This is a genomic window from Pseudomonas sp. CCOS 191 (assembly GCF_001007005.1).
Taxonomy (GTDB): Bacteria; Pseudomonadota; Gammaproteobacteria; order Pseudomonadales; family Pseudomonadaceae; genus Aquipseudomonas; species Aquipseudomonas soli.
Window position 1 is genome coordinate 4,047,819 of record NZ_LN847264.1, and the last position, 25,787, is coordinate 4,073,605.

A 25,787-nucleotide genomic window follows, 5' to 3' on the forward strand; every position below is an offset into this window, starting at 1 on the left:
AGATCGTCACGTATCATTTCGGCATCACGTTGGCCCGAACCGTTGGTAAACACATGAAACTGCTGATCGTCGAAGACCAGGCCAAGACCGGCCAGTACCTGAGCCAGGGCTTGAGCGAGGCCGGCTTCGCCACCGAACTGGCCAGCGACGGCGACACCGGCCAGCACCTGGCCCTGAGCGGCGACCACGACCTGCTGATCCTCGACGTGATGCTGCCGGGGCGCAACGGCTGGCAGATCCTCCAGGCGGTGCGCCAGGCCGGGCTGGACACCCCGGTGCTGTTCCTCACCGCCCGCGACGCCGTCGAGGACCGCGTGCACGGCCTGGAGCTGGGCGCCGACGACTACCTGGTCAAACCCTTCGCCTTCTCCGAGCTGCTGGCCCGCGTGCGCAGCCTGCTGCGCCGTGGCGCCAGTGCCAGCCAGGATACCTGCCTGGCCCTGGCCGACCTGCGCCTGGACCTGATCCGCCGCCGCGCCGAGCGCGCCGGCCAGCGCATCGACTTGACCGCCAAGGAGTTCGCCCTGCTCGAACTGCTGCTGCGCCGCCAGGGCGAGGTGCTGCCCAAGTCGCTGATCGCCTCGCAGGTGTGGGACATGAATTTCGACAGCGATACCAACGTCATCGAGGTGGCCATCCGTCGCCTGCGCCTGAAGATCGACGACAGCCATGCCACCAAGCTGATCCACACCGTGCGCGGCATGGGCTACGTGCTCGAAGAGCGCCACGACTGATGCGCCGCCTGTCCCTGGGCAGCCGCCTGGCGCTGCTGTTCGCCGCCTGCACCGCCGCCGTGTCGCTGGGCGCCGGCCTGCTGTTCAGCCGCGCCAGCGAGCAGCATTTCGTCGAGCTCGACCAGCAATTGCTCAGCGGCCGGCTTTCGCTGATGAGCAGCCTGCTCGCCGGCGTCGCCACCCAGGAGCAACTGGCCATGCGCCTGCCGGCGCTGCTCAACGAGCTGAGTCACCAGTCCGACCTGGCCTTGCGTGTGCGCGGCGCCGACGGCACGCTCTGGTTCGCCAGCCGCGGCGAGCTGCCGCAAGCCCCCGCCCCCACCGGCCTGGCCACGCTACACAGCCACGGGGTCGATTATCGCAGCCTCAGCGCGCCACTGATCGACGGCCAGCCCGCTGCGCCACAACTGACCCTGTTCCTCGACATCACCCACCACCAGCATTTCCTGCAAGGCATGCAGCGGCTGATCTGGTTCACCGTCGGCCTGTCGGCGCTGGCCACCGCGCTGCTCGGCGCCTGGGCCGTACGCCGTGGCCTGAAACCGCTGCGGCAGATGGGCAAGGTGGCCGCCAGCGTCACCGCCGGCTCGCTGACCACGCGCTTGCCGGCCGCCGAGATGCCCGAGGAACTGGCCGAGCTGGCCGGCACCGTCAACGCCATGCTGCAGCGCCTGGACGATGCCTTCCAGCGCCTGTCGGCGTTCTCCGCCGACATCGCCCATGAGCTGCGCACGCCGCTGTCCAACCTGCTGACCCACACCCAGGTCACCCTCACCCGCCCGCGCAGCCTGGAGGAGTACCGCGAGGCCCTGCACGGCAACCTCGAGGAGCTGCAATGGATGGCCCAGCTGGTCAACGACATGCTCTACCTGGCCAAGGCCGACCACGGCCTGCTGATGCCCAGCCGCCAGCCGCTGGACCTGGCGACGGAGGTCGATGCGTTGCTGGAGTACTACGCACCGCTGGCCGAGGACGCTGAGGTACGCTTGCTGCGTGAGGGCCAAGCCCACACCCAGGGCGACCGGCACATGTTGCGCCGGGCGCTCTCCAACTTGTTGGACAACGCCCTGCGCTTCACCCCTGCCGGTGGGGAGATCCGGGTAAGCCTGGAGCCTGGGCTGCGCATCGTGGTGGCCAACACCGGGCCGGCGATTGCGCCGCAACTGCTTGAGCGATTGTTCGACCGCTTCTACAGGGCGGATCCGGCGCGCCAGGAAGGCAGCAGCGAGCATGCGGGGTTGGGGCTGGCGATCACCCGCTCGATCGTGCAGGCACACGGTGGGAAAATTCGGGCGGAGTGTGAAGATGGCTGGACGCGGTTCGTGATCGAGTTGCCCGCGTAGGGGCGCAAAGCGCCCCCGGTGTTGCAATGTCTTACTCGTAACGCAACGCCATCGCCGGTTCGATCTGCGAGGCGCGGTAGGCCGGGTAGATCGTCGCCAGGAAGCTCATCACCAGCCCCGCGATGCAGATGATCGCCACATCGCCCCATTGCAGCTCCGACGGCAGGCTGCTGATGAAGTAGATGTCGGAGGTGAAGATATGCTGGCCGCTGACTCGCTCGAGCCAACCGACCACCGCGCTGACGTTCAGCGCCAGGATCACCCCCAGCACTCCGCCAAGCAAGGTGCCGACGATACCGATCAAGCTGCCCTGGACCATGAAGGTGCCCATGATCTGCGCCGGCGTGGCGCCGATGGTACGCAGGATGGCGATATCCGCGCCCTTGTCGTTCACCACCATCACCAGGGTGGCGATGATGTTGAACGCGGCCACGGCGATGATCATCATCAGCAGCAGGCCGATCATGGTCTTTTCCATCTTCATCGCGCTGAACAGGCTGCCCTGGGTGTGCGACCAGTCATCGGCGCGGTAGCCTTCGCCCAGGCCCGCGGCGATGGCCTTGGACACTGGCGGCGCGGCATACAGGTCATGCAGCTTCAGGCGCACGCCCTGCACCTGGCCCGGGGCCCAGCGCTGCATTTCGCCGGCATCGGCGACGTGGATGTAGGCCTGCGAGCCATCCAGCTCGGCACCGACCTTGAAGATGCCGACCACGGTCAGGCGCTGCATGCGCGGGGTGATGCCGCCCGGCTCCTTGCTGATCTCCGGGACGATCAGGGTCAGCTTGTCGCCGGTGTTCAGGCGAAAACGCCGCGCGGTCAATTCACCGATGACCACGCCATACTCGCCCGGCACCAGGTCCTGCAGGCTGCCCTGGACGATGTGCTGGGTGACGATGGAGACCTTGCCTTCCTCGGCCGGGTCGATGCCGGCGACCTGGATCGGCTGCATCGCCCCCTTGTACGAGAGCATGCCTTCCATTTCGGTGATAGGCGCGGCGGCCATCACCGCCGGGTTGCCTTCGGCAGCGGTGGCGACCTTGCGCCAGTCATCCAGCGGCTGCGCGCCAAGGATCGCAGCGTGTGGCACCAGGCCAAGCACCCGCGAACTCATTTCGCGCTGGAAGCCGTTCATCACCGACAACACCGTGATCATGGCCAGCACGCCGAGCGACAGGCCGATCATCGAGGTCATCGAGATGAACGAGATGAAGTGATTGCGGCGCTTGGCACGGGTGTAGCGGGCACCGATGAACAAGGACAAGGGTCTGAACATGAACGGGAACACCCAAGTAGAAAAAGAACCGGGGCCGCCTCACGGGGCCCCGCGCAAGCGACTCAGATCGCCACCAGGTGCCCGTCTTCCAGGCTCAGCACACGGTCCATCTGGCGCGCCAGGTTGAGGTCGTGGGTCACCACCAGGAAGGCGGTCTGCGAGTGGGTAGACAACTCGCGCATCAGCTCCTGGATGCCCTGGGCGGTATGGTGGTCGAGGTTGCCGGTGGGCTCGTCGAGCATCACCAGGCCCGGGCGGTTGACCAGGGCGCGGGCAATCGCCACGCGCTGGCGCTCACCACCGGACAGCTCGGCCGGCTTGTGATTGAGGCGGTGGCCCAGGCCAACGCGCTTGAGCAGCGCCTCGGCGCGCTCGCGAGCCTCGCTGATCGGGGTCTTGCCGATCAGCAGCGGCATGCAGGCGTTCTCCAGGGCGGTGAACTCTGCCAGCAGGTGGTGGAACTGGTAGACGAAGCCCAGCGCGCGGTTGCGCAGCAGGCCGCGGGCCCGCTCGCCCAGTGCCGACAGCTCTTCGCCGGCCAGCCAGACACTGCCCTGGGTCGGCGTGTCGAGGCCGCCCAGCAGGTTGAGCAGGGTACTCTTGCCCGAACCCGAGCTGCCGACGATGGCCACCCGCTCGCCCGGGTGCAGTTCGAGGTTCAACCCCGACAACACCTGCACCGACTCCGGGCCTTCCTCGTAGCTCTTGCCCAGGTTGCGGCAGCTCAACACGGCTTTATCACTCATGCGCGACTCACTCATAACGTAGCGCCTCTGCAGGCTGGGTGCGCGAGGCGCGCCAGGCCGGGTACAGGGTGGCGAAGAAACTCAGGACCAGCGCCGCACCGCAGACCATGTACACGTCCTGGGCCTGGATCTGCGACGGCAGGTAATCGATGAAGTACACGTCGGCATTGAGGAACTTGTGCCCGATCAGGGCTTCGATGCCGGCGATGGCCGCGCTCACGTTGAGCGCGCCAAGGATGCCCAGCACCGCGCCGATCAGCGTGCCGACCACGCCGATCACCGTGCCCTGGACCATGAAGATGGCCATGATCTGCCCGGGCGTGGCACCCAGGGTGCGCAGGATGGCGATGTCGCCGCGCTTGTCGTTGACCACCATTACCAGGGTGGAAATGATGTTGAACGCCGCCACCGCGACGATCAGCAACAGCAGCAGGCCGATCATGGATTTCTCCATGCGGATTGCCTGGTACAGGTTGCCGTGGGTACGGGTCCAGTCCCGCGGGTAGTACTCCTGCTCGCCCAGCTGCTGGGCGATGGCCCAGGTGGCACGCGGCGCCTGGAACAGGTCGTCGAACTTCAGGCGCACGCCCTGCACCTGGTCGGCCTTCCAGCGATGCAGGCGCGACAGGTCGGCGATGTTGGTCAGGCCGAGGTAGCCGTCGATCTCGCCGGCGCCGACATGGAAGGTGCCGACCACGGTGAAGCGCTTCATGCGCGGGAACATGCCCGCCGGGGTCACGCTGACCTCGGGGGCGACGAAGGTCAGCTTGTCGCCTATGGCCACGCCCAGCTTCTGCGCGGCCTTGTCGCCGATCATGATGCCCCACTCGCCCGGCGCCAGCTTGTCGAGGCTGCCGTCGAGGACGAACTTGTCGATGATCGACACCTCGCGCTCGCGGGCCGGATCGATGCCGTTGAGCAGCACCTTCTGCACCTTGCCCTCATGGGTCAGCAGGCCCTGCATCTGGGTGAAGGGCGCGACCGCCAGCACCTGCGGATTCTGCTTTACTTTAGAGGCGAGGGCCTGCCAGTCGTCGATCGGCTGGCCGGTCTCCAGCGTGGCGTGGGGGATCATCCCCAGCACGCGGGTACGCATCTCGTGGTCGAACCCGTTCATCACCGACAGCACCACGATCATCACCACCACGCCCAGGGCGAGGCCGATCATCGAGGTGAGCGAAATGAACGAGACGAAGTGATTGCGGCGCTTGGCACGGGTGTAGCGCGTACCAATGAATACGAATAGAGGTCTGAACATGTCGGGGCTTGTTCGGATGAAAGGGAACGTCCTTGTGGCGAGGCGCCTACGGCGGCTTTACACTCGGACCACCGCCGTAACCTTGGGTTCGCCATGACGACATTAGACGAAGAAGATCGCCGCGAATACTACCGCATCGAAGATCGGATCGCACTTCAAATCAGCCCCCTCAGCGCGGCCGAAGCCCTTGAGACAGAACTGTTGCAGGATGATTCTGAGCTGTTCAACCTGCTCAGCGAACTGCACCTGTCGGACTTCGAGTCGCAACACCTTCTGCGCCAGTTGAGCGAGAAGGACCGCACCCTGGCCGCCTTCCTGCGCGCCCAGAACAAACGCCTCGACCTGCTCAGCGCCGTGGTCGCGCAAACCCTGATCGGCGAAATCGGCCAGCCGACGCCGGTGATCATTTCCGAAGGCGGCATCGAGTTCGCCCAGGCGCAGAAGATCGCGCCCGGCACCCGGGTCAAGGTGAAGATGGTGCTGATGCCCCGTGCCCATGGCCTGCTGCTGCGCGGCCGGGTCACCCATTGCGACCCGCGCCCGGACGGCGACTTCGAGGTCGGCACCGAATTCATCGACATGACCGACGCCCAGCGCCAGCTCCTGGCCCGCTACATCCTGCAGCGCCAGCAACAGCAACGGCGCCAGGCGCTGGAGCAGAACGAGCCGGACGCATAAGCCCTTTTTCTCTGATTTGAAGGAACGAACGTGACCCTGATCTATGGCCACCGCGGCGCCAAGGGCGAAGCACCCGAGAACACCCTGCAGAGTTTCCGTCAGTGCCTGTCCCATGGCGTGGACCGCTGCGAACTCGACCTGCACCTGTCGGCTGACAACGAGCTGATGGTGATCCACGACCCGACCCTCAAGCGCACCACCGGCCGGCGCGGCAAGGTGGTCGAGCACACCGCCGCCGAGCTGGTGACCTACGATGCCCGCAAGGGCGGGCCGGGCCATGTGCAGCCCTGCCCCATCCCACGGCTCGAGGAACTGTTCGCGAAGTGCCCGTTCGAGCATTGGCAGCTGGAGGTCAAGAGCGCCTCGCGCACCCGCGCCGCCAGCACGGTGCTGGCGATCCGCGAACTGGCCCTGCAGCACGGCCTGCTGGACAAGGTGACCATCACCTCGAGCTCACGGGAAGTGCTCGGCGCCGCGCAGGAACTGGTGCCGGACGTGAAGCGCGGGCTGGTCGCCGAGTATGCCTGGCTCGACCCGTTGAAGGTCGCGCAGAACTACGGCTGCGAGATGTTGGCGTTGAACTGGACGCTGTGCACCCCCGAGCGCCTGATCAAGGCTCAGCGCCAGGGTTTGCACGTGTCGGTGTGGACGGTCAACGAACCGGCACTGATGCGCCGGCTCGCTGACTTTGGCGTGGACAGCCTGATTACAGACTTTCCCGGTTTGGCCAGGACCACCCTCGGGTAGGGCTGAAATCGGTCTCCCCGACCGGCTCAGGCCACCGGTCGGAGCCGCTCAAAAAAGCCGGTTCAGACCATCATAGGCAGCTACCCGATAGGCCTCGGCCATGGTCGGGTAGTTGAAGGTGGTGTTGACGAAGTATTTCAGGTTGTTCTGCTCGCCCGGCTGGTTCATCACCGCCTGGCCGATGTGGACGATCTCCGAAGCCTGGTAGCCGAAGCAGTGCACGCCCAGGACCTCCAGGGTCTCGCGGTGGAACAGGATCTTCAGCATGCCTTGCGGCTCGCCGGCGATCTGCGCGCGGGCCATGCTCTTGAAGAAGGCCTTGCCCACTTCGTAGGGCACCTTGGCCTGGGTCAGCTCCTGCTCGTTCTTGCCGATCGAGCTGATCTCCGGAATGGTGTAGATGCCGGTCGGCACGTCGTTGACGAAGCGCCAGCTGCCGTTGTCGACGATGCTGCCGGCCGCCGAGCGGCCCTGGTCGTGGGCGGCGCTGGCCAGGCTCGGCCAGCCGATCACGTCACCGGCACCGTAGATGTTCGGCACGCTGGTGCGGTAGGTCTCGTCGACCTCGATCTGGCCACGGCTGTTGACCTTGATACCGATGTTCTCCAGGCCCAGCTTGTCGGTGTTGCCGGTACGCCCGTTGCACCACAGCAAGGCGTCGGCCTTGATCTTCTTGCCCGACTTCAGGTGCAGGATCACCCCGTTGTCCAGGCCTTCGACACGGTCGTACTCCTCGTTGTGGCGCACGGTGATGTTGTTGTTGCTGAAGTGGTAGCTCAGCGCCTGGGAAATCTCCGAATCCAGGAAGCTCAGCAACTGGCCGCGGTTGTCGACCAGTTCCACCAGCACACCCAGGCCGCTGAAGATCGAGGCGTATTCGCAACCGATCACCCCGGCGCCGTAGACGATCAGCTTGCGCGGGGTATGGCTGAGGCTGAGGATCGTGTCGCTGTCATAGACGCGCGGGTGGTGGAAGTCGATGTCGGCCGGACGGTACGGGCGCGAGCCAGTGGCGATGATGATGTGCTTGGCGTTGAGCTTCTCGACCACACCGTTGGGGCAGACCACTTCGACGGTCTGCTCGTCGGCGAAGCTGCCGGTGCCGACGAACACATCGACGCGGTTGCGCGCGTAGTAGCCGGTGCGCGAGGCGACCTGCTTGCTGATGACCTTCTCGGCGCTCTTGAGCACGTCGGGGAAGGAGAACCAGCGCGGCTCGCCGATGGCGCGGAACATCGGGTTGGTGTTGAACTGCATGATCTGCCGCACGGAGTGACGCAGTGCCTTGGACGGGATGGTGCCCAGGTGGGTGCAGTTGCCACCGACCTGGCGACGGCTGTCGACCATGGCCACCTTGCGTCCTGCTTTGGCGGCGTTCATTGCCGCGCCCTCACCGGCCGGGCCGGAACCCAGCACCACTACGTCGTAGTTGTAGACAGCCATGCGTACTCCTTCAGAACTGGCCCGCCGGCCGGGTGGCCGCGGGGCGCGATCATGTCGCCGGGGCGCCATGAGAAAATTCGGGTGCAGTCTAATCAAGCGTGAACGCCGCGCACATTAACCCTTGGTCGCGTCGTAGGCCATTATTGCCTGCACTACATGTCGTTTCACCGTTTCCCTGGCTTCGATCATCCGTGGCTTGCCTTTCACTCGCCTTTCACCCGCCGCTCGAAGGCCGGCGTGGAACGGGAGACGAAACCACCCTCGACCCGGGTCACCAGCACCGCGGCGATACCGTGGACGATGGCGAAATCCCAGCCTTGCTGCGGCCCGAGGATCAACAGCAGGGTCGAGTAGCCGTCGGCCAGCAGCGCCGAGGCGTCGAGCACCGTCACCGCCGCCAGGTCGTGGGCGACCGGGCGCCCGAGGCGGGCATCGAAGGTGTGCGAATAGCGCCGGCCATTGTCCTCGAAATAATGCCGATAGTCACCCGAGGTCGATACGGCCAGGTCCTGCACGTCGATGACCTGGCGGGCGATCTGGCGATCCTCGCGCGGCAGCTCCAGCGCCACCCGCCAGGCACTGCCGTCGGGCTTGCGGCCCACGGCCTTGAGTTCACCGGTGGCCTCGGCGAGGAAGTTGTCGATGCCCATGGCGCGCAGGCGCTGGGCGATCAGGTCGACGGCGTGGCCGGCGGCGATGCTGTTGAAATCCAGTTCGATGGCGGCGTCCTTGCACAGGGCCTCGCCCTCGAGGCGCAGGTGGCGGTAACCCACGCGCAGGCGCGCCCTGGCCAGCGCCTGCGGCTCCGGCACCTGCATTTCGCGGGCCTGCGGGCCGAAGCCCCAGAGGTCGAGTAGCGGTTCGACGGTAAGGTCAAAGGCACCCTGGCTCTGTTCGGCCAGGTGCTGGCCGAAAGTAACCAGTTCCAGCATGTCGGCATCGATGGGCAGACACTGGTTGGCCGGCAACTGGTTGAAACGACTGACGATGGAGTCGCCGCGGTAGGTGGAGTAATGCGCGTCGATGGCCTGCAGGATGCCTTCGACCGCCGCCTGCACCTGCTCCGGCGCCGGGCCGCCGGGCTGGCGCACGTACTGGATGCTGTAGCTGCTGCCCATGGTCGGGCCGCCGAAGCGCTCGAGGGTCGGGGTTGGCTCGCAGGCTGAAAGCAGCGTAAGGATGGACAACAGTAGTATCGCGCGCAAACGAGAGCTCTCAGGAGACTGCACTGGCCTCATCGCCGGCAAGCCGGCTCCCACAAAAGGCTTGGCGCCAGCGCCTCTGTGGGAGCCGGCTTGCCGGCGATGAGGCCGGTACAGGCACAGCAGTTATCAGGCAAAAAAAACGGGAACCCGAAGGCTCCCGTTTTCTCAACGCATTACAAGCGGATCAGCGTGGAAACGCTGGCGGGTTCACACCGGCCATGTCTTCCATCACGCGCACCACCTGGCAGCTGTAACCGAATTCGTTGTCGTACCAGACGTACAGGACAACGCGGTTGTCGTTGCAGATGGTCGCCTCGGCGTCGACCACACCTGCGTGGCGCGAACCGACGAAGTCGGTCGATACCACTTCCTGGGAGCTGACGTAGTCGATCTGCTTGTGCAGCTCGGAGTGCATGGCGGTCTGGCGCAGGTACTCGTTCAGCTCTTCGCGGTTCGTGGCCTTCTCGAGGTTCAGGTTGAGAATGGCCATCGACACGTTCGGCGTCGGAACACGGATCGCGTTACCGGTCAGCTTGCCCTTGAGCACTGGCAGCGCCTTGGCGGCGGCAGTGGCGGCACCGGTCTCGGTGATGACCATGTTCAGCGGCGCGGCGCGGCCACGGCGGCTGCCCTTGTGGAAGTTGTCGATCAGGTTCTGGTCGTTGGTGAACGAGTGAACGGTTTCGACGTGGCCGTTGACGATGCCGTACTGGTCGTTGATGGCCTTGAGCACCGGCACGATGGCGTTGGTGGTGCAGGACGCCGCCGAGATGATCTTGTCGTCGGCGCTGATGTCGCCGTGGTTGATGCCGTGCACGATGTTCTTCAGCGCGCCCTTGCCAGGTGCGGTGAGGATCACGCGGGCGGCGCCCGGGCAGGCCAGGTGCTGGCCGAGGCCGTCGGCGTCACGCCAGACACCGGTGTTGTCGACGATCAGCGCATCGTTGATGCCGTACTGGGTGTAGTCGACTTCGCTCGGGCTCTTGGCGTAGATCACCTGGATCAGGTTGCCGTTGGCGGTGATGGTGTTGTTGGCTTCATCAATGACGATGGTGCCGTCGAACGGACCGTGCACCGAGTCGCGACGCAGCAGGCTGGCGCGCTTGACCAGGTCGTTCTCGGCACCCTTGCGCACGACAATGGCGCGCAGGCGCAGGCCGTCGCCGCCACCGGTCTTCTCGATCAGGATGCGCGCCAGCAGGCGGCCGATGCGGCCGAAGCCGTACAGCACGACGTCGGTGCCCTTGCGTGCGGAAGCGTTCTGCTGACCCACGACGTCGGCCAGTTCGTCACGGACGAACTGCTCGGCGCTGCGGCCATTGCCTTCAACCTTGAACTTGTTGGCCAGCTTGCCCAGGTCCACCGAGGCGGCGCCCAGCTTCAGCTCGCTCATGGCCTTGAGCAGGGGGAATGTCTCGTGGACGGACAGCTCGGTCTCGTCGGTCTGACGGTGACGGGCAAAGCGATGGGCTTTGAGGATCGAGATAACCGAACGGTTGATCAGGCTGCGGCCATAGATCGAGCTCACCACGTTGTTGTTGCGGTAGAGCTGACCGATAAGCGGGATCATCGCTTCAGCCAGGGCTTCACGATCGATCCACTCACCAAGACACTGGTCGGGCTTCTGAGTCACGGTAACCTTCCACATGTAGGGGAACAAAAAAGGGGCTACATTATGACGCCCCGCGGCGTATCGGGCAATGAGCGCCTGTCGCCGGCGCCAACCCCCGTCGCCAAGCCCTTTCGAACCTGACAGCGCGCCTCGTCACCGGTACAATCGACCTCTTTGCCGCAACGCTTGGAGTCCGATCTCCCGTGTCAGTTCTGCGCCTACCGCAAATGTCGGCCACGGCCGGCAAACAAACCTGGGGCAACCTGCCCGGCGCGGCCTTGAGCCTGGCCGTCGCCGAGGCTGCCAGTACCGCCGGTCGCTTCACCTTGCTGCTGACCGCCGACAGCCAGGCGGCCGACCGCCTGGAGCAGGAGCTGCGCTTCTTCGCGCCTGAACTGCCGGTGCTGCCTTTCCCCGACTGGGAAACCCTGCCCTACGACCTGTTCTCGCCGCACCAGGACATCATCTCCCAGCGTATCGCCAGCCTCTACCGGCTGCCGGAGCTGGACCACGGCATCCTCGTCGTGCCGATCACCACCGCCCTGCACCGCCTGGCCCCCACGCGCTTCCTGCTGGGCAGCAGCCTGGTGCTGGACGTGGGCCAGAAGGTCGACGTCGAGCAGATGCGCGCGCGCCTGGAAGCCAGCGGCTACCGCTGCGTAGACACGGTCTACGAGCACGGCGAGTTCGCCGTGCGCGGCGCGCTGATCGACCTGTTCCCCATGGGCAGCAAGCAGCCGTACCGCATCGACCTGTTCGACGACGAGATCGAGACCCTGCGCACCTTCGACCCGGAGAGCCAGCGCTCGATCGACAAGGTCGACTCGATCCGCCTGCTGCCGGCGCGCGAGTTTCCCATGCAGAAGGACGAGGTGACGCGCTTCAAGGCGCGCTTCCGTGAACGCTTCGACGTCGACTTCCGCCGCAGCGCGATCTTCCAGGACCTCACCAGCGGCATCATCCCCGCCGGCATCGAGTACTACCTGCCGCTGTTCTTCGAAGAAACCGCCACCCTGTTCGACTATCTGCCGGCCGACACCCAGGTTTTCTCGCTGCCGGGCGTGGAACAGGCCGCAGAACACTTCTGGAACGATGTGCGCGGGCGCTATGAAGAGCGCCGCGGCGACATGACCCGGCCACTGCTGCCGCCGGCGGAACTGTTCCTGCCGGTGGAGGATTGCTTCGCCCGCCTCAAGCAATGGCCACGGGTGGTGGTCAGCGCCGAGGACCTCGACGCCGGCGCGGGGCGCGAGCGCTTCCCCGCCCGCGCCCTGCCCAACCTGGCCATCGAGGCCAAGGCCCACCAGCCGCTGGCGGAACTGGCCAACTTCCTCGACCAGTTCAGCGGCCGCGTGCTGTTCACCGCCGAGTCCGCGGGCCGGCGCGAAGTGCTGCTGGAGCTGCTCGAACGCCTCAAGCTGCGCCCGCAGACCGTCGACGGCTGGGCCGACTTCGTCACCGGCGGCGAACGCCTGGCGATCACCATCGCCCCCCTGGACGACGGCCTGTTGCTGGACGACCCGGCCATTGCCCTGGTAGCGGAAAGCCCGCTGTTCGGCCAGCGCGTGATGCAGCGCAGACGCCGCGAGAAACGCGGCGAGGCGGCCAACGACGCGGTGATCAAGAACCTCACCGAGCTGCGCGAAGGCGCGCCGGTGGTGCACATCGACCATGGCGTGGGCCGCTACCTGGGCCTGGCCACCCTGGAAATCGACGGCCAGGCCGCCGAGTTCCTCACCCTCGAATACGCCGAGGGCGCCAAGCTCTACGTGCCGGTGGCCAACCTGCACCTGATCGCCCGCTACACCGGCAGCGACGACGCCCTGGCCCCACTGCACCGGCTGGGCTCCGAAGCCTGGCAGAAAGCCAAGCGCAAGGCCGCCGAGCAGGTGCGCGACGTCGCCGCCGAGCTGCTCGACATCTATGCCCGCCGCGCCGCGCGCAAAGGCTATGCCTTCGCCGACCCGGCCGCCGACTACGCCACCTTCAGCGCCGGCTTCCCGTTCGAGGAAACCCCCGACCAGCAGACCGCCATCGAGGCCGTGCGTGCCGACATGCTCGCCGGCCAGCCCATGGACCGCCTGGTGTGCGGCGACGTCGGCTTCGGCAAGACCGAGGTAGCCATGCGCGCCGCCTTCATCGCCGTGCACAGCGGCCGCCAGGTGGCGGTGCTGGTGCCCACCACCCTGCTCGCCCAGCAGCACTACAACAGCTTCCGCGACCGCTTCGCCGACTGGCCGGTGAAGGTCGAGGTGATGAGCCGCTTCAAGTCGGCCAAGGAAGTCGCCAGCGCCGCCGCGGAGCTGGCCGAAGGCAAGATCGACATCCTCATCGGCACCCACAAGCTGCTGCAGGACGATGTGCGCTTCAAGGACCTGGGCCTGGCCATCATCGACGAAGAACACCGCTTCGGCGTGCGCCAGAAGGAACAGCTCAAGGCGCTGCGCAGCGAGGTGGACATCCTCACCCTGACCGCAACGCCGATTCCGCGCACGCTGAACATGGCGGTGTCGGGCATGCGCGACCTGTCGATCATCGCCACGCCCCCGGCGCGGCGCCTGTCGGTGCGCACCTTCGTCATGGAGCAGAACAAGAGCACGGTGAAGGAAGCGCTGCTGCGCGAACTGCTGCGCGGCGGCCAGGTGTACTACCTGCACAACGATGTGAAGAGCATCGAGAAGTGCGCCGCCGAGCTGGCCGAGCTGGTGCCCGAGGCACGTATCGGCATCGGCCATGGGCAGATGCGCGAACGCGAGCTCGAGCAGGTGATGAGCGACTTCTATCACAAGCGTTTCAACGTGCTGATCGCCTCGACCATCATCGAGACCGGCATCGACGTGCCGAGCGCCAACACCATCGTCATCGAGCGCGCCGACAAGTTCGGCCTGGCGCAATTGCACCAGTTGCGTGGTCGGGTCGGGCGCAGCCACCACCAGGCCTATGCCTACCTGCTGACGCCACCGCGCCAGCAGATCAGCGCCGACGCCGAGAAACGCCTGGAGGCCATCGCCAACACCCAGGACCTCGGCGCGGGCTTCGTCCTGGCCACCAACGACCTGGAGATCCGCGGCGCCGGCGAACTGCTCGGCGAAGGCCAGAGCGGGCAGATCCAGGCGGTCGGCTTCACCCTGTACATGGAGATGCTCGAACGCGCGGTCAAGGCCATCCGCAAGGGCACCCAACCTAACCTCGAACAGCCGCTGGGCGGCGGCCCGGAGATCAACCTGCGCCTGCCGGCGCTGATCCCCGAGGACTACCTGCCCGACGTGCATGCGCGCCTGATCCTCTACAAGCGCATCGCCTCGGCGGCCGACGAAGAGGGCCTCAAGGACCTGCAGGTGGAGATGATCGACCGCTTCGGCCTGCTGCCGGAGCCGACCAAGAACCTGATGCGCCTGACCCTGCTCAAGCTGCAGGCGGAAAAGCTCGGCATCAAGAAAGTCGATGCCGGCCCCAACGGCGGCAAGCTCGAGTTCGAGGCCGAAACCCCGGTCGACCCGCTGACCCTGATCAAGCTGATCCAGGGCCAGCCCAAACGCTACAAGTTCGAAGGCGCGACCCAGTTCCGCTTCCTGGTGCCGATGGAACGCCCCGAAGAACGTTTCAACACCCTGGAAGCGCTGTTCGAGCGCCTCACCCCACAAAATCCATAAGGAAGCTTCATGCGTGCCATCCGTTGCCTGACCCTGCTGCTGGCCCTGCTCGCGCCAGCTGCCTTCGCCGCAGGCCCCTACCAGGTGGAAATGATCCTGGTGCGGCAGAACGCCGTACCGGCCATCACCAGCCCGTTCGCCCCGGAAGACTGGAGCGCCGGCGCGCCGCGCCTGGAAAAAGGCGCCGAACGCCCGACCGGCCTGGGTGACGAAGTCACCCGCCTGCAGGCCACCGCCGACTACACCGTGCTGCTGCACAAGGCCTGGCAGCAGGATGGCGAAACCGTTGCCCTGAGTGCCGGTGACGAACAGTTCGGCCACTTCCCGATCGAGGGCAACCTGAGCATCCAGGAAAGCCGCTTCATCGCCGTGGACGCCAACCTCTGGGTCAACCAGCTCGACAGCAATGGCAGCGTGCTGCGCAGCGAGCAGTTCAAGCAGAGCAACAGCAACATGAAGGCCGGCCAACTGACCTTCCTCGATGGCGGCCACCTGGCCGTGCTGCTCAAGGTTTCACCGGCCGGCATGCGCAAGATGCCGCTGCCCGACCCGGAAATGATGGAGCAGTGAAACCGTGAACGCCGATGTGCAGAAGCTGGCAGCCGAGAATCCGAGCTGGAAGCGCGATTTTTCCGCGGCCACCCTGCAACGTGGCGAGCGCTACGCCGAACAGGGCCTGGTGCAGATCCAGTCCCACGGCGATTCACGCATCGAGTCCACCTGCCGCGGCAGCGGCGGCAATGTCTACCGCCAGCGGATCATCATCACCACAGGGCCATCCGGGCAATGCCACGTGCGCGGCAACTGCTCCTGCCCGGTCGGCGAGAACTGCAAGCACTGCGCCGCCGCGCTCTACACCCTGGCCAGCAGCTACGGACGCGGCGCGGCCAGCGGCGAGCAACTGCCCCATCACCTGCAGCATTGGTTGCAAGGCCTGGAGCAGCCCGTCCCCAGGCAAGACGGCGCTGAAGACCGGCGCGGGCGCATGGTCTGCTACCAACTCATGCTCAAGGACGACAAGAGCTGCGCCTTGCGCGTACGCAAAGGCACCCGCGAAGAGCATGGCATTCGCTTCAGCCGCATCCATTCGCTGTACGAACTGCTCTACGAGCCGCCGAAATACGTCAAGGAAGAAGACCTGCGCATCCTGCGCCAACTGTCGGCGCAGAACGCGCCCTTCGGCCAGGAGCGCGGTTTCGCGCTGAAGGGGCACGAGGGCGGCGAACTGCTGCAGCGGGCGCTGGATACCGGGCGCCTGATGTTCATCGAAGACTTTCCCTTGCTGGTTCAGGGCGCCCCGCGCCAGGCGCAATTCCGCTGGGTACGCCTGAACAGCGGTGACTATCGGGGCATGTGGTACAACGGCGAGGAACCGCTCAATTGCGTGCTGCCGCTGGTGCCGCTGTTCTACTTCGATGTCGACAACCAGGAAGTCGGCACCGTCACCCACACCCTCGACCCGCACACCGCCCTGCAGCTGTCCCTTGCCCCCGATGTACCGGAACACCTTATCGTGCCCCTCAGCCACAAGCTCAACGCGCTCAACCATGGCCTGCCGACCCCCACCGCCGTGCAGGAAGAACAGCTCGACGGCATCGAGCCAACCCCGCACCTGACCCTCGGCAGCCTCGAATTCAGCGCCTACACGCCCAAGACCGGGCGCATGCAACGCCAGATGCAGCACCGCGCCGCGCTGGCGTTCGACTACGACGGCCTGCGCGCCAGCGGCAGCGACGACAAGTCACTCAGCCGCCTGGTGGGCACCACCAGCCAGCGCATCCAGCGCCTGCCACAGGCCGAGCAGGCCCTGCGCAAGGCCCTGCGCGACCACGGCTTCAAGGTGGCCACCCGCCAGAGCAAGGCCCTGCCCGACAGCGCCGGCGAAATGTACCAGCTGCCCGACGACGAAGCCTGGCTGCGCTTCGCCCGCGAGGGCCTGCCGCGCCTGCGCGAGGCAGGCTGGGTGATCGACGTGCACCGCGACTTCGCGTTCAACCTGCACGAGGTCGACGACTGGTATGCGACCATCGAGGAAGCGCCAGGCCACGAATGGTTCGACCTCGAACTGGGTATCGTGGTCGACGGCCAGCGCCACAGCCTGCTGCCGATTGTCCTGCAGTTGCTGCGTACCAGCCCGGAACTGCTGCGGCCCAGCGAGCTGGCGCGGCGCAATGACGACGAGCACCTGCTGATCGACCTCAACCGCGCCCGCCATGACGGCCCGGCGTTGCGGGTCGCCCTGCCCTACGGGCGCATCAAGGCGGTGATGGGCACCCTGGGCGAACTGTACCTGCACGACGACGCCGTGGGCCCGAGCCTGCGCCTGGACCGCACCGATGCCGCGCGCCTCAACGACATCGACCACCTGCCGCTGCAATGGGAAGGTGGCAGCCATGTGCGCGACCTGGGCCGGCGCCTGCGCGACGCCCGCGACCTGCAGGTGGCGCCGCCCGAAGGCCTGAACGCCACATTGCGCCCCTACCAGCAACAAGGTCTGAACTGGCTGCAAGCCCTGCGCGAAATGGGCACCGGCGGCATCCTCGGCGACGACATGGGCCTGGGCAAGACCCTGCAGACCCTGGCCCACCTGCTGCTGGAGAAGGAAAGCGGGCGACTGGTACATCCGGCGCTGGCGGTGATGCCCACCAGCCTGGTGCCCAACTGGCTCGACGAAGCCCGGCGCTTCGCCCCCGGCCTGCGCGTGCTGGCCTTGCATGGCCCGGGCCGCAACAAGCACTTCGCCAACCTGGCCGACCATGACCTGGTGCTGACCACCTACGCCCTCGTCCCCCGCGACCTGGAGCCACTCAAGGCGCAGCCCTGGCACCTGCTGGTGCTGGACGAGGCGCAGTACATCAAGAGCAGCACCAGCAAGGCCGCCCAGGCCGTGCGCGAGCTGCAGGCCAACCAGCGCCTGTGCCTGACCGGCACGCCGATGGAGAACAACCTCGGCGAGCTATGGTCGATCTTCCACTTCCTGATGCCCGGCTGGCTGGGCGACAGCAAGCGCTTCACCCAGGACTACCGTACCCCGATCGAGCGCCACGGCGACGCTGAGCGCATGGCCCACCTGGCCAGCCGCATCCGCCCGTTCCTGCTGCGCCGCACCAAGGAACAGGTGGCCACCGAGCTGCCGGCCAAGACCGAGATGATCCACTGGGTCGAGCTCAGCGACGCCCAACGCGACACCTACGAGGCGCTGCGGGTGGCAATGGACAAGAAGGTCCGCGACGAGATCGCCCGCAACGGCGCCGCGCGCAGCCAGATCGTCATCCTCGATGCGCTGCTCAAGTTGCGCCAGGTGTGCTGCGACCTGCGCCTGGTCAAGGGCACCGAGGCCAAGGGTTCGTTCGCCGACAAGGGCAAGCTGGGCAGCCTGCTCGAGATGCTCGAGGAGTTGCTCAGCGAGGGGCGCAAGGTGCTGCTGTTCTCGCAGTTCACCTCGATGCTGGCACTGATCGAGTTCGAGCTGGAGAAGCGCGGCATCCGCTATAGCCTGCTGACCGGCGATACCCGCGACCGTCGCGCCCCCGTGCAGCAGTTCCAGAATGGCGACAGCGAGGTATTCCTGATCAGCCTCAAGGCCGGCGGCACGGGGCTTAACCTGACCGCCGCCGACACCGTGATCCACTATGACCCGTGGTGGAACCCGGCCAGTGAAAACCAGGCCACCGACCGCGCCTACCGCATCGGCCAGGACAAGCCGGTGTTCGTGTTCAAGCTGATCACCCGGGGAACGGTGGAAGAGAAGATCCAGCAATTGCAGCAAGAGAAGGCGGCACTGGCAGCCGGACTGCTCGATGGCGGGCAGGCCGGGCAATGGCGGTTGGGGGATGAAGAGATCGAGGCGCTGTTCGCGCCACTGCCGGGCAAACGAAGTAAGTAAAAGCCCGCTGCCACGAACCCTCAGGGCTTCGTGGCAGCGGGCTTGCCCCGCGACAAGGCCAGCGAGGTCAGTCGACCAGCTGGGCTTCCTTCAACGCCCCCAACGCCTCCAGCCAACGCGGCTGCTGGCGGTAATCGGTACGCGCAAAGCCCTGCCCGCGCATCCGTGCAATCCGCGGCGACGGCTTGACCTTCATGCGCTGCGCCGCGCTCAGCGCCAGCTCGGCCGAAGCCCGGTCATTGCACACCAGGCCCATGTCGCAGCCCGCGCTCAGTGCAGCCTCGATGCGGCTGGCGGCATCGCCCACCACGTGGGCGCCAGCCATGGACAGGTCGTCGCTGAAGATCACCCCGTCGAAGCCCAGCTCGCCGCGCAGGATGTCCTGCAGCCAGCGCCGGGAGAAGCCGGCCGGCTGGTTGTCGACCTGCGGGTAGATCACGTGAGCCGGCATCACCGCCGCCAGCTGGCCGCTCAGGCGGGTGAACGGCACCAGGTCGGCCGCGCGCAGCTGTTCCAGGCTGCGCTCATCGACCGGGATCGCCACATGGGAATCGGCCTCGGCCCAGCCGTGACCGGGGAAATGCTTGCCACAGGCGGCCATGCCGGCGGCATTCATGCCACGGATGAAGGCGCCGGCCAGTTCGGTAGCCCGCTGCGGATTGCCTTCGAAGGCGCGGCTGCCGACCACCGCACTGCGCTGATGGTCGAGGTCCAGCACCGGCGCAAAGCTCAGGTCCAGGCCTACCGCCAGCACCTCGGTGGCCATCAGCCAGCCGCACTGCTCGGCCAGGTATTCGGCATTGGCGTTGTCGGCGATGGCGCGCATGGCCGGCAGGCGCACGAAGCCCTGGCGCAGGCGCTGGACCCGCCCGCCTTCCTGGTCCACGGCGAGAATCAGCTCGGGACGGATGGCGCGGATCGAGGCACACAACTCGCGCACCTGGCGCGGGCTGTCGATGTTGCGGGCAAAGATGATCAGGCCGGCCACTTCGGGCTGGCGCAGCAGATGGCGGTCTTCGGCGGTCAGCCATTTACCGGCGATGTCCACCATCAGGGAGCCTTGCAGGCTGGCAGTCATTGGGAATCCTTCATTGGAGATCCGGAGGTCGCGCAGACGCACGCACACATCGGACAACGTGGTGTCCGATGGTTCAGTGGCGAAGTTGCCGTGCTGACGGGAATTGCGGCGGGGGCGAGTTCAGGCATGGGCGCTAGCTTAGCGCAAGCGCCCTGCCCCGCCCAGTGCTCAGGCCTTGGCGGGCGCGCCGGACTTGCTGCGTGGGCGCAATTGCGCCGCGGCCATGGCCTGGTCGGTGACACCGCTGTCGGCACGCATGCCGGCGGCCAGGAACGGCACCATCAGGCGCATCACCTGCTCGATCGAGGTGTTGATGCCGAAGTCGGTTTCGGCGATGGCGCGCAGGGCCTTGATACCCGACATGCTGAACGCCGCGGCGCCGAGCATGAAGTGCACGCGCCAGAACAGCTCCAGTGGCGGAATGCGCGGCGCGGCCTCGTTGACCAGCAGCATGTAGCGGCGGAACACCTTGCCGTACATGTCTTCCAGGTAACGGCGCAGGTGCCCCTGGCTCTGGCTGAAGGCCAGGCCCAGCAGGCGCATGAAGATCGACAGGTCGTTGTTGCTGCGTGGTTGCACGACCAGGGCCTGCTCCACCAGCATTTCCAGCAGTTCCTCGAGCGAGGCCTTCTGCTCGGGACGCGCCTGGTGACGGTCGAGCTCACGCTCCAGGCTGGCGCAGAACGGGCCCAGGAAGCGGGAAAAGACCGCCTGGATCAGGGCTTTCTTCGAACCGAAATGGTAGTTCACCGCCGCCAGGTTGACCCCGGCCTTGCTGGTGATCAGCCGCAATGAGGTTTCCGCGAACCCGCGCTCCGCGAACAGCTGCTCCGCCGCATCGAGGATGCGCTCAACGGTTTCCGATTGGGCCATGACTACTCCGCCTGACAAACAGTTGTTTGAAACATACGTTTCAAGCCTGATTATGTCAAGGCTCAGTGACTGGGTGGTCGCTCATTTAAACACAGCCACAAGGCATTGAATGCGCACGCTTTGCAGCGGTTGTGCGGCAAGGGTGCTTGCAGCTTGCCAGCCACTGTATATAATTCCAGTCACTGTATATAAAGACAGAGCCCTCGCCCATGCTGAAACTGACGCCACGCCAAGCCGAGATTCTGGCTTTCATCAAACGCTGCCTCGAAGACAACGGCTTCCCGCCGACCCGCGCCGAAATCGCGCAGGAGCTGGGCTTCAAGTCGCCCAACGCCGCCGAGGAGCACCTGAAAGCCCTGGCCCGCAAGGGCGCCATCGAGATGACCCCTGGCGCTTCCCGCGGCATCCGCATCCCCGGCCTCGAACCCAAGCAGGAGGACAGCGGCCTGCCCATCATCGGCCGCGTCGCCGCCGGTGCACCGATCCTCGCCGAGCAGCACATCGAGGACTCCTGCAGCATCAACCCGGCCTTCTTCCATCCGCGCGCCGATTACCTGCTGCGGGTGCACGGCATGAGCATGAAGGACATCGGCATCTTCGACGGCGACCTGCTCGCCGTGCACACCACCCGCGAAGCCCGCAACGGCCAGGTGGTGGTAGCCCGTATCGGTGACGAAGTGACCGTCAAGCGCTTCAAGCGCGAAGGCAGCAAGGTCTGGCTGATCGCCGAGAACCCCGAATTCGCCCCCATCGAAGTCGACCTGAAGGAACAGGAGCTGGTGATCGAGGGCTTGAGCGTCGGCGTCCTGCGCCGCTGAACCAGGAGGCGTCATGCAGCCGTTCACCCATGCACCCCAGCAAGCCCAGTTGCCGCTGTTCGAGGCCTTCCTTGCCCAGCCGGTGCTGCCAGGCCTCAAGCCCAGCGAGGCGCCGCGCAAGAGCAGCCAGCCAGAGCTGTTCAGCGAGCTGGCCCTGCGCGGCGCGCCAGGGCACTGCCAGAGCCTGCTGGCGCCGATCCTGCGCGAACTCAGCGAAGAAGACGACAGCCGCTGGCTGACGCTCATCGCCCCACCCGGCAGCCTCACCCAGGCCTGGTTGCGTGATGCCGGCCTGAACCGCGAACGCATCCTGTTGCTACAACCCGGCGGCAGGCAGACGGCCCTGCAACTGGCCTGCGAGGCGCTGCGCCTGGGGCACAGCCATACCGTGGTCAGCTGGCTGGGCACCATCAACAGCAACGCCCGCCAACAGCTGCAGCGCGCAGCGGCCAGCGGAAACGCACAAAGCCTGAACATCCGCCTCGGCTGATGTTCAGGCTTTGCCTGTCAAACGCTTGAAACCCTGGGCCGCTACCTTGGCTCAGTGAAGGACGCGCGGCCCCTCTTCACGCTCGAAGTCGCCTTCAACCAGGCGGCCGGCCATTTGCACGCCAACGCTGAGCATGGCCTTGGCCACTTCCACATGCTGTCCTTGCAGGAATGCCTTGGCATCCTCGGAAAAATCCAGGGTTACCAGGGAGCCTTCATCTTCGGCGCGGCGCAGCTCGATCCGGCCATCAGGCAACTCGACAATTTCTAGAAAGGACGTTGACATAAAGGGCCTGCTTTTCACGAAAGGCCGTTAGTGTACCAGCCATGGAAGCGCTCAGCACTCACTCAGCGCATCGCGGAATCGTCTCACCAGGCTTTTCAGGTTCTGCCGCCAGGCCTCCAGCTCCTCCCGGGAAAGCTCGACCGGCTCAGGCTCGTCCAGATTGACGGCCTGGATCAGCGGCTGGGTAACGTCACCCTTCACGGTTTTCTTCGCGACCGGTGGTCGGAACAAATCGGCATAAGCCGCCAGCAGACGCGCCAGCCAGGTTTCCGGTTGGCGGGCCAGCTCCAGCAGCTCGGCCATTTCCGGGATCGCCACGCTCTGCAGCACCTCGTCGCTGAACAGCAATTCCGCCCGTGCCGCCGAGGCCTGGGGCAGGCGGTAGAAGCCGGCGATCTCGTGGCACAGCCCAAGCAGCGCGCCATATAGGTGGAACAGCGCCGACTCGCGCTCGGCCTGGAGCAGCCCCTGGGCATTCAGCGCCTGGCTGTCCGCGGCCTTGGCCATGGACTCCAGCGCGAGGCCGGCGAAGAACAGTTTCTGGTTGGTGCGGGTGTAGAGTTCCTGGGCCATTTCGACTGACTCCTGAAGGCTGCAAGGCGATTGCCTGCAGTTTCAGGGATTGCGCTTTGCTTGTCATCAAATGACTGGGGCGCGGAGCGGCCCCAGTCTCGCCTTCAGATCAGCGCTTGTCTTCGACCTTCCACGCCTTGCCGTCGTAGAACGCCTTCCAGCCGGTAGGCTTGCCGTCAACCTCGGACTGCACGTACTGCTCCTTGGTCTTGCGGCTGTAGCGGATCACCGTTGGGCGCCCTTCCGGGTCCTTCTGTGGCGCTTCGCAGAGGAAGTGATACTTCGGATCGATCTCGTGCTTGTGCGGGACGATCTCCAGCACCAGCGGCGCACGGGTTTCGCGGTTTTTCGGGAACTGGCTGGCAGCCAGGAACAAGCCCGAGGCGCCGTCACGCAGCACGTAGGTATCGTCGACCTTCTCGCACTTGAGCTCTGGCATGTCCACCTTGTCCATCTTCGGTGGCGCCGCCTCGCCGCTCTTGAGCAGCTTGCGGGTGTTCTTGCAGCTTGGGTTGGTGCAGCCGAAGAACTTGCCGAAACGGCCGGTCTTGAGCTGCATTTCGCTGCCGCACTTGTCGCATTCCAGGCTCGGGCCTTCGTAGCCCTTGATGCGGTAGTTGCCTTCCTCGATTTCGTAGCCAGCGCAATCCGGGTTGTTACCGCAGATGTGCAGCTTGCGCTTCTCGTCGAGCAGGTAGGCATCCATCGCCGTCGAACAGATCGGGCAGCGGTGCTTGCCGCGCAGCACCAGCGACTCGGACTCGCCCTCGTCGTCGGCGGCGATTTCGTCGCCCGGCACCAGGTTGACCGTCGCCTTGCAACGCTCCTTCGGCGGCAGGCTGTAACCCGAGCAGCCGAGGAACACGCCGGTGGACGCGGTACGGATCATCATCGGCCGGCCACATTCCTTGCACGGAATGTTGGTCAGGGTCGGCTGGTTGGCGCGCATGCCGTGCTCGCTGGACTCGGCGGTCTGCAACTTCTTGTTGAAGTCGCCATAGAACTCGTCGAGGACGTTCTTCCAGTCACGCTCGCCCTGGGCCACGTCGTCGAGGTTCTCCTCCATGCCGGCGGTGAAGCCGTAGTCCATCAGGTTGGCGAAGCTCTCGGACAGGCGCTCGGTGACGATGTCGCCCATCTTCTCGGAATAGAAACGGCGGTTGTGCAGCGTGACGTAGCCGCGATCCTGGATGGTGGAAATGATCGCCGCGTAGGTGGATGGGCGGCCGATACCGCGCTTTTCCATTTCCTTGACCAGGCTGGCTTCGGTGAAGCGCGCCGGCGGCTTGGTGAAGTGCTGGCTGGGATCGAGCTGGATCAGCTTGAGCGCTTCACCCTGGGCCATTTCCGGCAGCACGTCGTCTTCGCCCGGCTTGCTCTGCTGCGGCAGGACACGGGTGTAACCATCGAACTTGAGGATACGGCCCTTGGCGCGCAGCTCGAACTCGCCCGCCACCACGGTGACGCTGGTGGACAGGTACTGCGCCGGCGGCATCTGGCAAGCCAGGAACTGGCGCCAGATCAGCTCGTACAGGCGCTCGGCGTCACGCTCCATGCCACTGAGCTTGGTCGGATGGGTGCTGACGTCGGACGGGCGGATCGCTTCGTGCGCCTCCTGGGCCCCTTCCTTGCTGCCATAGACGATGGGCGCGGCAGGCAGGTACTGCTTGCCGAACTCCTTCTCGATGTAGCTGCGCGCCATTTCGACAGCGTCGGTCGACAGGTTGGTCGAGTCGGTACGCATGTAGGTGATGTAGCCGGCTTCGTACAGACGCTGGGCCATCATCATGGTCTTCTTCACCCCGAAGCCCAGGCGGTTGCTTGCGGCCTGCTGCAGGGTGGAGGTAATGAACGGTGCCGAAGGCTTGCTGCTGGTCGGCCGGTCTTCGCGCTTGCTCACGCTGTAGCTGGAGGCCTTGAGCTTCTCCAGCGCGGCCATGGCCTGGGCTTCGTTGAGCGGCTTGAATGCCTCGCCCTTCTCGCGGGCCACTTCGAAGCGCACCTTGGCGTTCTTGGCAGTGCCCAGGTCGGCGTGGACTTCCCAGTATTCTTCCGGGTTGAAGGCACGGATCTCGCGCTCGCGCTCGACCACCAGCTTCACCGCCACCGACTGCACGCGGCCGGCGGACAGGCCACGGGCGATCTTCGCCCACAGCAGCGGCGAGACCATGTAGCCGACCACGCGGTCGAGGAAACGCCGCGCCTGCTGGGCATTGACCCGATCGATATCGAGCTCGCCCGGCTGGGAGAAGGCTTCCTGGATGGCTTTCTTGGTGATCTCGTTGAACACCACGCGCTTGTAGCGGCTGTCATCGCCGCCGATGGCCTCGCGCAGGTGCCAGGCGATGGCTTCCCCCTCGCGATCCAAGTCGGTTGCGAGATAGATGGTGTCGGCATCCTTGGCCAGGCGGCGCAGTTCCTCGATGACCTTCTCCTTGCCGGGAAGGATCTCGTACTTGGCCTTCCAGCCCGCCTCGGGGTCGACGCCCATGCGTGCGACCAGGGTGCGGCGCGCCTTCTCCTTCGGCGACAAGGCCGGAGCCTCGGCCGCGGCCTTGCCGCGCTTGGCCGCCGGTTCCTTGCTCGCACTGGCGGAACCGCTGGTGGGAAGGTCACGGATGTGGCCGATACTCGACTTCACCACGTACTGGCTGCCCAGGTACTTGTTGATGGTCTTGGCCTTGGCCGGGGATTCCACAATGACCAGCGATTTGCCCATGGATCGGAGTATTCCTGAATCTGAAGATGAAAAACGCGTCAGGTGCCGGACGCGGCACCGCTATATATAGTGGCAAAAGAGTGAGGTCAAGCGCGGTCTATCACTCGTGCGCCTTGCCCAGCTGCTCACCAAGGCCCTCTTCGGCCTTGACCAAAGCAAAGCGTGGCACCTGCTCGCCGTCAACCTCGACGGACTCCTGGAACATCGAAAGTGGCCTGACCCAGAAGCTGTAGTCACCATACAGGCACTGGTAGAACACCATCCACTCCTCGCTCTCGGAGTGTCGCGCAGCGCTGAAAACACGGTACTCAGGGCCTTTGTAATGCCGGTACACACCAGGTTGTATCTGCATGTCGCTCGCCCTCTTGAA

The 25,787-nt window shown here is 65.6% G+C and carries 21 protein-coding genes; 9 read left to right on the forward strand and 12 right to left on the reverse strand.

The features are described 5' to 3' along the window. Nucleotides 1–53: 53 nt before the first annotated feature. Together CCOS191_RS17960 and CCOS191_RS17965 are read left to right on the forward strand one after the other, a co-directional pair. Nucleotides 54–734 carry a heavy metal response regulator transcription factor gene (locus CCOS191_RS17960; protein ID WP_038705756.1) on the forward strand — a complete coding sequence of 227 codons (681 nt, stop codon included), beginning with the start codon at nucleotides 54–56 and terminating at the stop codon, nucleotides 732–734. Continuing rightward, the gene (locus CCOS191_RS17965; RefSeq protein ID WP_172670899.1) at nucleotides 734–2,077 is read left to right on the forward strand and encodes a heavy metal sensor histidine kinase; all 1,344 of its coding nucleotides are present in this window, start codon (nucleotides 734–736) and stop codon (nucleotides 2,075–2,077) included. The genes CCOS191_RS17960 and CCOS191_RS17965 overlap by 1 nt, the downstream gene beginning before the upstream one ends. Before the next feature lie 31 nt (nucleotides 2,078–2,108). On the opposite strand, the gene CCOS191_RS17970 is transcribed toward CCOS191_RS17965, so the two are convergent. The 3 genes from CCOS191_RS17970 to CCOS191_RS17980 all read right to left on the reverse strand — a co-directional run bounded on the left by CCOS191_RS17970 (nucleotide 2,109) and on the right by CCOS191_RS17980 (nucleotide 5,357). Then, nucleotides 2,109–3,353 carry a lipoprotein-releasing ABC transporter permease subunit gene (locus CCOS191_RS17970; protein ID WP_046857854.1) on the reverse strand — a complete coding sequence of 415 codons (1,245 nt, stop codon included), beginning with the start codon at nucleotides 3,351–3,353 and terminating at the stop codon, nucleotides 2,109–2,111. A 62-nt stretch (nucleotides 3,354–3,415) separates the two neighbouring features. Then, a complete protein-coding gene (lolD, locus tag CCOS191_RS17975) occupies nucleotides 3,416–4,099 on the reverse strand; it encodes a lipoprotein-releasing ABC transporter ATP-binding protein LolD (protein ID WP_172670900.1) in 684 nt (227 codons plus the stop codon). Nucleotides 4,100–4,106: 7 nt separating this feature from the next. After that, complete coding sequence (locus tag CCOS191_RS17980) at nucleotides 4,107–5,357, reverse strand: lipoprotein-releasing ABC transporter permease subunit (RefSeq protein ID WP_046856390.1); 1,251 nt, start codon at nucleotides 5,355–5,357, stop codon at nucleotides 4,107–4,109. A 93-nt stretch (nucleotides 5,358–5,450) separates the two neighbouring features. On the opposite strand from CCOS191_RS17980, the gene CCOS191_RS17985 reads away from it, so the two are divergent. Further along, complete coding sequence (locus CCOS191_RS17985; protein ID WP_046856391.1) at nucleotides 5,451–6,035, forward strand: PilZ domain-containing protein; 585 nt, start codon at nucleotides 5,451–5,453, stop codon at nucleotides 6,033–6,035. 30 nt (nucleotides 6,036–6,065) lie between these two features. Beyond that, on the forward strand, nucleotides 6,066–6,782 hold the full coding sequence (locus CCOS191_RS17990; RefSeq protein ID WP_038705752.1) for a glycerophosphodiester phosphodiesterase: 717 nt from the start codon (nucleotides 6,066–6,068) through the stop codon (nucleotides 6,780–6,782). A 48-nt stretch (nucleotides 6,783–6,830) separates the two neighbouring features. Here the strand turns inward: CCOS191_RS17990 and sthA are convergent, their stop codons facing one another. From sthA to CCOS191_RS18005, 3 genes are all read right to left on the reverse strand, one after another. Beyond that, nucleotides 6,831–8,225, reverse strand: coding sequence for a Si-specific NAD(P)(+) transhydrogenase (gene sthA / locus CCOS191_RS17995; protein ID WP_023631920.1), 1,395 nt, complete (start codon nucleotides 8,223–8,225; stop codon nucleotides 6,831–6,833). A 203-nt stretch (nucleotides 8,226–8,428) separates the two neighbouring features. Beyond that, on the reverse strand, nucleotides 8,429–9,463 hold the full coding sequence (locus CCOS191_RS18000; RefSeq protein WP_442963650.1) for an FAD:protein FMN transferase: 1,035 nt from the start codon (nucleotides 9,461–9,463) through the stop codon (nucleotides 8,429–8,431). A gap of 151 nt (nucleotides 9,464–9,614) precedes the next feature. Then, nucleotides 9,615–11,078: a glyceraldehyde-3-phosphate dehydrogenase gene (locus CCOS191_RS18005; protein WP_046856393.1), complete on the reverse strand. Its 1,464-nt coding sequence runs from the start codon at nucleotides 11,076–11,078 to the stop codon at nucleotides 9,615–9,617. 167 nt (nucleotides 11,079–11,245) lie between these two features. Between CCOS191_RS18005 and mfd the strand changes: the two genes are divergently transcribed. From mfd to CCOS191_RS27545, 3 genes are all read left to right on the forward strand, one after another. Beyond that, the gene (gene mfd, locus CCOS191_RS18010) at nucleotides 11,246–14,695 is read left to right on the forward strand and encodes a transcription-repair coupling factor (RefSeq protein ID WP_046856394.1); all 3,450 of its coding nucleotides are present in this window, start codon (nucleotides 11,246–11,248) and stop codon (nucleotides 14,693–14,695) included. Nucleotides 14,696–14,704: 9 nt separating this feature from the next. Beyond that, nucleotides 14,705–15,265, forward strand: coding sequence for a CsiV family protein (locus tag CCOS191_RS18015; RefSeq protein WP_046856395.1), 561 nt, complete (start codon nucleotides 14,705–14,707; stop codon nucleotides 15,263–15,265). A 415-nt stretch (nucleotides 15,266–15,680) separates the two neighbouring features. Then, a complete protein-coding gene (locus tag CCOS191_RS27545) occupies nucleotides 15,681–18,581 on the forward strand; it encodes a DEAD/DEAH box helicase (RefSeq protein WP_442963674.1) in 2,901 nt (966 codons plus the stop codon). Between the two features lie 67 nt (nucleotides 18,582–18,648). Here the strand turns inward: CCOS191_RS27545 and nagZ are convergent, their stop codons facing one another. Together nagZ and CCOS191_RS18030 are read right to left on the reverse strand one after the other, a co-directional pair. Next, a complete protein-coding gene (gene nagZ, locus CCOS191_RS18025; protein WP_172670930.1) occupies nucleotides 18,649–19,647 on the reverse strand; it encodes a beta-N-acetylhexosaminidase in 999 nt (332 codons plus the stop codon). Between the two features lie 180 nt (nucleotides 19,648–19,827). After that, nucleotides 19,828–20,532: a TetR/AcrR family transcriptional regulator gene (locus CCOS191_RS18030; protein WP_046856397.1), complete on the reverse strand. Its 705-nt coding sequence runs from the start codon at nucleotides 20,530–20,532 to the stop codon at nucleotides 19,828–19,830. A 209-nt stretch (nucleotides 20,533–20,741) separates the two neighbouring features. On the opposite strand from CCOS191_RS18030, the gene lexA reads away from it, so the two are divergent. Both lexA and sulA read left to right on the forward strand, forming a co-directional pair. Further along, on the forward strand, nucleotides 20,742–21,350 hold the full coding sequence (gene lexA, locus CCOS191_RS18035; protein WP_023632613.1) for a transcriptional repressor LexA: 609 nt from the start codon (nucleotides 20,742–20,744) through the stop codon (nucleotides 21,348–21,350). A 13-nt stretch (nucleotides 21,351–21,363) separates the two neighbouring features. Then, nucleotides 21,364–21,840, forward strand: coding sequence for an SOS-induced cell division inhibitor SulA (gene sulA / locus CCOS191_RS18040; RefSeq protein ID WP_038705746.1), 477 nt, complete (start codon nucleotides 21,364–21,366; stop codon nucleotides 21,838–21,840). 51 nt (nucleotides 21,841–21,891) lie between these two features. Here sulA and CCOS191_RS18045 read toward each other — a convergent pair whose 3' ends face one another. From CCOS191_RS18045 to CCOS191_RS18060, 4 genes are all read right to left on the reverse strand, one after another. Next, complete coding sequence (locus tag CCOS191_RS18045) at nucleotides 21,892–22,125, reverse strand: hypothetical protein (protein ID WP_023630868.1); 234 nt, start codon at nucleotides 22,123–22,125, stop codon at nucleotides 21,892–21,894. A 51-nt stretch (nucleotides 22,126–22,176) separates the two neighbouring features. Then, a complete protein-coding gene (locus CCOS191_RS18050; protein WP_046856398.1) occupies nucleotides 22,177–22,698 on the reverse strand; it encodes a DUF6586 family protein in 522 nt (173 codons plus the stop codon). Between the two features lie 109 nt (nucleotides 22,699–22,807). After that, a complete protein-coding gene (gene topA / locus CCOS191_RS18055; protein WP_038705745.1) occupies nucleotides 22,808–25,417 on the reverse strand; it encodes a type I DNA topoisomerase in 2,610 nt (869 codons plus the stop codon). A 100-nt stretch (nucleotides 25,418–25,517) separates the two neighbouring features. Next, complete coding sequence (locus tag CCOS191_RS18060) at nucleotides 25,518–25,769, reverse strand: DUF1653 domain-containing protein (RefSeq protein WP_046857856.1); 252 nt, start codon at nucleotides 25,767–25,769, stop codon at nucleotides 25,518–25,520. Between the last annotated feature and the right edge of the window lie 18 nt (nucleotides 25,770–25,787).

Bases quoted from the DNA above. Each gene is read 5' to 3' on its own strand.
- sulA (WP_038705746.1), top strand. From the start codon at position 21,364: ATGCAGCCGTTCACCCATGCACCCCAGCAAGCCCAGTTGCCGCTGTTC.
- sthA (WP_023631920.1), bottom strand. From the start codon at position 8,225: ATGGCTGTCTACAACTACGACGTAGTGGTGCTGGGTTCCGGCCCGGCC.
- lolD (WP_172670900.1), bottom strand. From the start codon at position 4,099: ATGAGTGATAAAGCCGTGTTGAGCTGCCGCAACCTGGGCAAGAGCTAC.
- CCOS191_RS17960 (WP_038705756.1), top strand. From the start codon at position 54: ATGAAACTGCTGATCGTCGAAGACCAGGCCAAGACCGGCCAGTACCTG.
- CCOS191_RS18060 (WP_046857856.1), bottom strand. From the start codon at position 25,769: ATGCAGATACAACCTGGTGTGTACCGGCATTACAAAGGCCCTGAGTAC.
- CCOS191_RS18050 (WP_046856398.1), bottom strand. From the start codon at position 22,698: ATGGCCCAGGAACTCTACACCCGCACCAACCAGAAACTGTTCTTCGCC.
- CCOS191_RS27545 (WP_442963674.1), top strand. From the start codon at position 15,681: ATGGTCTGCTACCAACTCATGCTCAAGGACGACAAGAGCTGCGCCTTG.
- CCOS191_RS17970 (WP_046857854.1), bottom strand. From the start codon at position 3,353: ATGTTCAGACCCTTGTCCTTGTTCATCGGTGCCCGCTACACCCGTGCC.
- CCOS191_RS17965 (WP_172670899.1), top strand. From the start codon at position 734: ATGCGCCGCCTGTCCCTGGGCAGCCGCCTGGCGCTGCTGTTCGCCGCC.
- CCOS191_RS17985 (WP_046856391.1), top strand. From the start codon at position 5,451: ATGACGACATTAGACGAAGAAGATCGCCGCGAATACTACCGCATCGAA.
- topA (WP_038705745.1), bottom strand. From the start codon at position 25,417: ATGGGCAAATCGCTGGTCATTGTGGAATCCCCGGCCAAGGCCAAGACC.
- CCOS191_RS18045 (WP_023630868.1), bottom strand. From the start codon at position 22,125: ATGTCAACGTCCTTTCTAGAAATTGTCGAGTTGCCTGATGGCCGGATC.
- CCOS191_RS18015 (WP_046856395.1), top strand. From the start codon at position 14,705: ATGCGTGCCATCCGTTGCCTGACCCTGCTGCTGGCCCTGCTCGCGCCA.
- lexA (WP_023632613.1), top strand. From the start codon at position 20,742: ATGCTGAAACTGACGCCACGCCAAGCCGAGATTCTGGCTTTCATCAAA.
- CCOS191_RS17980 (WP_046856390.1), bottom strand. From the start codon at position 5,357: ATGTTCAGACCTCTATTCGTATTCATTGGTACGCGCTACACCCGTGCC.
- CCOS191_RS18000 (WP_442963650.1), bottom strand. From the start codon at position 9,463: ATGAGGCCAGTGCAGTCTCCTGAGAGCTCTCGTTTGCGCGCGATACTA.
- CCOS191_RS18005 (WP_046856393.1), bottom strand. From the start codon at position 11,078: ATGTGGAAGGTTACCGTGACTCAGAAGCCCGACCAGTGTCTTGGTGAG.
- CCOS191_RS18030 (WP_046856397.1), bottom strand. From the start codon at position 20,532: ATGGCCCAATCGGAAACCGTTGAGCGCATCCTCGATGCGGCGGAGCAG.